Here is a 221-nt window from a genome sequence, read left to right on the forward strand (position 1 = left end):
GGTCATGATGGACTTGAACCATCGACCAATGGATTAAAAGTCCACTGCTCTACCAACTGAGCTAATGACCCGCTCTGTGTGCTTACTCTATTAAGTAAGCTGCGTAAATCCGCCGATTTAGCCACTCTTTAGCTTAATAAAGAATGGTGGGTCATGATGGACTTGAACCATCGACCAATGGATTAAAAGTCCACTGCTCTACCAACTGAGCTAATGACCCG

At 44.8% G+C, this 221-nt stretch carries 1 tRNA gene; it reads right to left on the bottom strand.

Annotated elements, in window-relative coordinates:
- Nucleotides 1-144: 144 nt before the first annotated feature.
- Nucleotides 145-220: transfer RNA gene (locus AN391_RS20190), tRNA-Lys, on the bottom strand.
- Nucleotide 221: the final 1 nt, after the last annotated feature.

It is taken from the genome of Pseudoalteromonas sp. P1-13-1a (genome assembly GCF_001401875.1).
Taxonomy (GTDB): Bacteria; Pseudomonadota; Gammaproteobacteria; order Enterobacterales; family Alteromonadaceae; genus Pseudoalteromonas.